Raw genomic sequence first — 6271 nt, forward strand, 5'->3', positions numbered from 1 at the left:
AGATAATAAAGCCAATAATAGAGAGTGTGATAATTAAAAAAATCACAGTTTTAAAATTCTTGATTTTCATAAAGAAGAGCCGTCATAACGTAAATGACAGGAATTATATAGAATTAACCGCCATAATTTGTATAGAGAATGTAAAGGTTGTGAGGAATTGGCAAATTATGGGTAGTATCAATGGCTTTCGATAACAAAATCATCATTATTTATATTAATAAAGATAATGATGATTTTGTATTTTGCATAGAGAATCCAAAATTTAACCTTTTCTTGTGTATTGCTTTCTACGATTTTTGAAGGAGCAGATTATGATTAATAAAAATAGTGTGCTTGCCACGATGATCCAAGGATTATCACCATATTTCACATAAGTGGTTAAGCCTTTTTTACCTATAATGGTTGTGGATAATGTGGTCGCTTCAAATTGTGGTGCTTGAGCAATAATTTCACCATTAGATGCAACAAATGCAGTCAACCCTGTATTGGTTGCGCGAGCAATGGGTCGAGCAAATTCAATGGCTCGTGCTTGCACGATTTGTAAATGTTGCCAAGGGGCTAAAGAATCGCCGAACCAGGCATCATTACTGATATTCACTAAGAAACCACTTTGGTTCGCTTGGTAACGCAAAGATTCACCAAATACTGCTTCAAAGCAGATTGAGCCTGTCGTTTGTGTTGAAAACTGCGAGAATGTGAAAGGTGCTTGTTGTGGCGCACCTTTTGTAAATCCTGCTAATGGGATATTGATCCATTCATAAAAAATACCAAAAACATCTGGAATGGGAATGTATTCACCAAAAGGTAGTAGACGGTATTTATCATAGAATTGGTCTTGTGAAGAAGATTCACCTAAATGTAAAAAAGCATTAAAATCTTGTAATTGTTGATTTCTTGGGATGCCAAGAAGTAGTTCTGTATCAGTATAATCTGACCATTGTCTAAGATTCTCCAAAAAACTACTCATATTATTATAATAAGCAACAACTGCTGTTTCAGGCCAAACAACCAAATTTGCTTTATTAATAACATTTTCAGTAAGAGATAAGTACGTTTTTAGGGATGCTTCAAATTGTGTTTCATCAAATTTTTGATCTTGTGTGATATTGCCTTGAATTAAGGCAATATTAATTGGCTCTGATAAATTTTGAATCGGATCACTTAAATATTTTTGGAGACCAAGAGTGCTGCCAACAATAATAATAGTCGATGCAATGATTGAAATAAAAGAACGAGAAAATGATCGTTGATTGAAAGTAGTGATGATTAATAATAAAACACCTGCTAGCCAATAAACAATAAAACTACTGATTAATGCACCAAATACTGGGAAGAGGTACTGCGCCAGCAAGGTTGGTGTAAGGGAATATCCCATTGCTAACCAAGGAAATCCTGTGAATGCGTGAGAACGTAATATTTCTAATAACACCCCAGCTGTTGGCAATAATAATAAATAGCGTGTAATGGTACCAACATTAATTTTTTGAGTTAGATAACCTAATACTCCATAATAGATTGCAAGATAGCCCGATAAGACAAAAACAATAGTGATCGCAAGTGGTAATGGAGCGCCACCAAATTGATTGACACTAATTCTTACCCACCAAAGTCCAACTGCAAATATACTTAAGCCAAATAGATAGCTCAGCCAAAAGCTGTGTATCTTAGAGTTGTTTTTAATCGTTAATTGCCAAGCCATTAATAATAATGGTGCTAGCCACCATTGATTAAATGGTGCAAATGCTAAAGGCATTAATGCACCTAATGTAATAACAATAATGATTTGAATGAGTAAATTGTTAGATCGCTTCATTAATTTAATCCCAGTGATTGGTATATTTCATTCATGATATTTTTATATTGTCCTGCCCATAAAATATCACCTAAAAAACGATGGGGATTGCGTGCAGGGTTTAATACTTTACTATGTTTTCGGTTAGTTAAATATATAATTGTTAAATCGTATTTAGGGTCGATGATAAAAACGCATCCTGTCCATCCTGTATGTCCATAAGCTTCTTCAGATGCATAATGGCCAAAATGATAGGCCATATCTCCACCTTTATTTAAACGCCAGCCTAGGCCAAAACTTGGATCATCTGATTGGCTTTGTAAAAATTCGATTGGAATATTCATAAGCTGCAAAGCAGAGTAGAGCGCTTCGCAATTGGCAAATAAGCCTGCATGCCCTGAAATTTCATTCATACAGTGATAAGCTTTTTCATCTTGCACTTCGCCATGAATGGTTTCAGTGCGAATATTGTCAAAATGAATGAAGCCATCGCGTGTATTGCCATGTAATTCTGTTGGGGCGATTTCTGATATTGAATAATTATGTTGTAGTGGTTGGTAACAAATGCGTTGGCTCTTTAATTCTGGAAAAGTTGCTTGAAAGAGCATATCAAGTTTCGTGTGTAATAGGTGCTCTAATATAAAGGTGAGTAGCATAAAATCGACATCAGAATATAAAGAGCAAGATTGTGGGGCATGAATTAAAGGTGCTTTGAGTAACTTGGCCAAAAAATTATCACGATTGTGGCAAAAAAGCTCAGTGTTATAGCTCTTATCATAAAAAAGAGGGTTGGGTTCGAAGCCTGCCTCATGAGCTAATAGCATTTTGATGGTAATATCGGATTTATTGGCTAAAGATTTATCTGTAAAATAGTTTGGGAATATCTCCTTTAAGGTTAAATCTAAATTAATTTTTCCTTGAGTTGTATAAACTTGATACAAAGCTGTTAAAGAAAAAATTTTAGTTAAGGATGCAATGTCATACAAAGTCTTTAAATCAGCATTGCCATATGCAGAATGTTTGATAATTTTATGATTTTTTGCGATCAATAATTGCGCAGAATCTAATCCTGATTCAATGGAGGCATTAATCATTTGATCGAGATTACTCAGTAGCATTTCAATGGTTTCCCTAGGATATATATTTTATATTTTAGATCACAAAGCATATAAAAATAGACTATGATTAAAAGTTAGTCATATATGATGCTTGACCAAATGGCACGAATAGTGTTTAATGCTCACCTGCTTAGCGATGATGCATCGCATAAATGGCTCGATAGCTCAGTTGGTAGAGCAGCGGATTGAAAATCCGCGTGTCGACAGTTCGATTCTGTCTCGAGCCACCATTAAGCAGAAGCCAAAAAGGCTCGATAGCTCAGTTGGTAGAGCAGCGGATTGAAAATCCGCGTGTCGACAGTTCGATTCTGTCTCGAGCCACCATTTTTTTGAACAGTGAAATTTCCCGAGAAAGTTTTTGTGTTTAACCTTAACGATTAGGAAGAAGTTTTACTGTTTTTGTGTTACAATCGAAAAAGTTTCAAACGGGGGCGTTCTTGGATTCGACGGGGATGTTGAAGTTTGAGGTGCATGTCGAGAAGGTCGAGAGTCTCGTAAAAACGCGGCAATCAGTTATAATTGCAAACGATAATAACTACGCTTTAGCAGCTTAAGCCTGCTAACTGATCTTACTACTGTGTTCGTTCGGTGGTAACATCAGTCAACTTAAACGATCTAGAGAGATGTTTGCCTAGGAGCTCCCTCTCGAAACCTAACTGGGACAGCCGTTTATTATCCTGCCGGTCGGATGGTAAAAGGTTAAATTGAAGATACGGCTAAACATGTAGTACCAAGGATGGATAGTTTTCGGACGCGGGTTCAAATCCCGCCGCCTCCACCAAATATCTAGTAAAAAATTAAGCTATTTCAATGATTTGAAGTAGTTTTTTTATGTCTGTCCGCTTTTTTGTCCACCAAAATGATTAATAAAAATACACTGCACAAGAAGTGATCATGTTTTGATGGTTATGAACTGAATAAATTTTAAACATTGATGTGTGTGGCCAAAAGCATAACCAAATGAATAGGTGTTCTTCCTGGCATCGATTGAGTTTTATTTTATTCCTAGAGAAATGAGCGCCAAAAATCCGCACCTCACCACGGCGAGGATTATGCACAAAATGCGTTTTTTTGCGGCCAAAAATATGGCATAGGCTCGTAGAGTTACCTTTGTTTGGTTAGGATTACCAAAGCATCGCGTATAATTATCATAGTTTATTATCAGCTAAAATCAACTCTAGCTTATTCTGAATATTTTTATTACTTTTTTATTGAATATTTCGGTCCTGATATAAGGAGTTTTTAAAATCTTTGGGGTATGTTTAAAAGTAGTAATATTAGTAACATTTTTTTATAAATCTTTCAAAAGCATTGATATAGCGATCATATAAGAGATTGTGAAAAGTAACATTTTAGTAATATTTATGTAATCTATATTACAAAAAAGAAGTAACATTTTAATCATAAATAATCTTTATATTTCATATGGATATATAAGTATGTAATCTCATGTTACAACTTTATACTTAAATATTACATTTTGAACATGCTTTGTAAGATAGCTGTATCAATGCTTATGAGATAAATTGATTGAATAGGTTACCAATGTTACTACTTTAAAATGCACCCCTATGGCTATTCCAATTCGTACTTATCAAAATCAAATATTTTTTGGCTAATTCTATGATTGACGGACATGAATTTTCGGATCATTGGATATAGCTCATTTTGATAGAATACTTTCGCAAATGGGGCAGGGTTGCCAAACCCCCCTGCATTATTGGCTTGAATGCTCATTAGCACCAAAGGCACGCGATGCACGGATGCAATATCATCACGAGATACATCTTTTATATTTACAAATTCATCTTTTGCAGCAATCTGGCTGATTGGGATTAATTGGACAGAATCTTTGTCCCCTTTTGGCAGGTGGACAACCAAATTCTTAAAGTTGCCATCTTGCTTAGTTTGTTTGAGTGTATCTTCAATGGTTTTCATCCCCTTGTCAGAAACGTGGCCATTGATGGCTAAAATAAAGCCAGCGTGCGATCCATTTTTATAATATTTATATCGGAACATGGTACCTGCATGATTCAAGGCAATGCTTAACATCGCACTCAAATAATTAGGCATGCCATAGATATTCTGATTCACATCGTAAGCTTTGACATGAATGAGATTCTTTTTAAGGATTTTTTCACCAAAATTCTTTAAGAAGTAATACTGTCCATCTGTACCAATGCGCGTATATTTTGCCATCACATGGCGGTAACGGATCGTATTGCCCAAAATAGAAGGTACAGGCTCAAGGTATGCATTGCCAAACATTAAATAATCTTTGATGAATGCCTCACAAGATTCATAATCCAAATATTGAGTTTCTTTAAAAATGGAGCTCAAAATATTCTTTTTACAATCTAGTGCTGATTCATGGTGTGTATTCAATCGTGGTAATTTTGTTAATGTATCGTAAGCAATGGGTGGCGCATAATAACCATCAATGGTTTGGCATGATAAAAGATCAATCAGATCAAAAGGGCTAAAAATCTCAGGTTCGCCAATGCTAAATGTTAAGACATCATTCATAATTATTCTCTCTATAAAACTATAATACTTTCATTTTCTGTATCGACGGTGGTGCCATCAAAACGCTGATAACCTAATGCATACATCGTTGCCCAACTTAAATCCGCATGACCATGTTCTTCATCACGCACAGATTGGAAAGTTGCGTATTGCTGTGATTTGGTCATAGCATTTTTAATATTCAAAAAGCTGTATAAAAGATCCTGCCAACCCGCATCAAACTCTATTTTTCTTTCACGAAAGAGGGTTTTAGCTTGTAGAACAAATAAAGTTTTCAATGATAGATCACTTTGGTAGCGTGTTAAGTTGGGATAAAAATTCTCAACACGTTCAGCGATCACTAGCCCCATGTTTCTGGTATCAATACCGAGATGCACGACGTTGTAGCGATCTGTTATTTCTTTGATGTATTTCTCTTGGTTCTCAAAGGAAACATCTTCCCAAAAGTGTTTTTCTAAAATACGGAATGTTTCATTTTTATTAGATGGAATGGCAACTACAACACAAGTGGCACCATCATTGGTGCGAGCAGGATCATAGCCAACTGCTACTTTTTTACGGCCAAATGGTTTGTGTGGTTTTGTGAGTGGCTCAAAGTCCGTCCATTTTTCCCATGAATCCACCATACAAGCATTTAAATCATCAAAGCTAAAAGCACTGGATACATCATCAAAGAATTCACATTCATATAGGCGTGAAAATGTTTCTTCATCGGGATAGCGTAAACGTAAGCGATCAATGTTGATCCAATCACAACCTTCTTTGATGGCATCTTCCAATGTGATGATTCTGCGATATTGACCATCAGGGCAAAGCAATCCACTTTTTAGGGTTT

4 protein-coding genes, 2 tRNA genes and 1 other RNA gene are annotated in these 6271 nt (G+C 35.6%); 3 read left to right on the forward strand and 4 right to left on the reverse strand.

Translation table 11 applies throughout. From position 1 onward, the window contains the following. Positions 1 to 262: 262 nt before the first annotated feature. Positions 263 to 1813 carry an apolipoprotein N-acyltransferase gene (gene lnt / locus BZK14_RS04040; protein ID WP_143691321.1) on the reverse strand — a complete coding sequence of 517 codons (1551 nt, stop codon included), beginning with the start codon at positions 1811 to 1813 and terminating at the stop codon, positions 263 to 265. Next, positions 1813 to 2910 (reverse strand): serine hydrolase, encoded by a 1098-nt coding sequence (locus tag BZK14_RS04045; protein WP_077925300.1) that lies wholly within the window; start codon positions 2908 to 2910, stop codon positions 1813 to 1815. The genes lnt and BZK14_RS04045 overlap by 1 nt, the downstream gene beginning before the upstream one ends. 154 nt (positions 2911 to 3064) lie before the next feature. Here BZK14_RS04045 and BZK14_RS04050 point away from each other — a divergent pair. The 3 genes from BZK14_RS04050 (at position 3065) to ssrA (ending at position 3691) form a co-directional block, all read left to right on the forward strand. Further along, positions 3065 to 3140 (forward strand) — tRNA-Phe (locus BZK14_RS04050). 18 nt (positions 3141 to 3158) lie between these two features. Then, positions 3159 to 3234 (forward strand) — tRNA-Phe (locus BZK14_RS04055). 103 nt (positions 3235 to 3337) lie between these two features. Next, positions 3338 to 3691: a transfer-messenger RNA gene (gene ssrA / locus BZK14_RS04060) on the forward strand. A gap of 794 nt (positions 3692 to 4485) precedes the next feature. Here ssrA and BZK14_RS04065 read toward each other — a convergent pair. Both BZK14_RS04065 and BZK14_RS04070 read right to left on the reverse strand, forming a co-directional pair. Then, a complete protein-coding gene (locus tag BZK14_RS04065; protein WP_077925301.1) occupies positions 4486 to 5436 on the reverse strand; it encodes a phage portal protein in 951 nt (316 codons plus the stop codon). An 11-nt stretch (positions 5437 to 5447) separates the two neighbouring features. Beyond that, positions 5448 to 6271 (reverse strand): phage terminase large subunit family protein (locus BZK14_RS04070; RefSeq protein ID WP_143691323.1); only part of this gene is annotated, 824 nt, incomplete at its 5' end.

The organism is Wohlfahrtiimonas larvae, assembly GCF_002006755.1.
Classification (GTDB): Bacteria; Pseudomonadota; Gammaproteobacteria; order Cardiobacteriales; family Wohlfahrtiimonadaceae; genus Wohlfahrtiimonas; species Wohlfahrtiimonas larvae.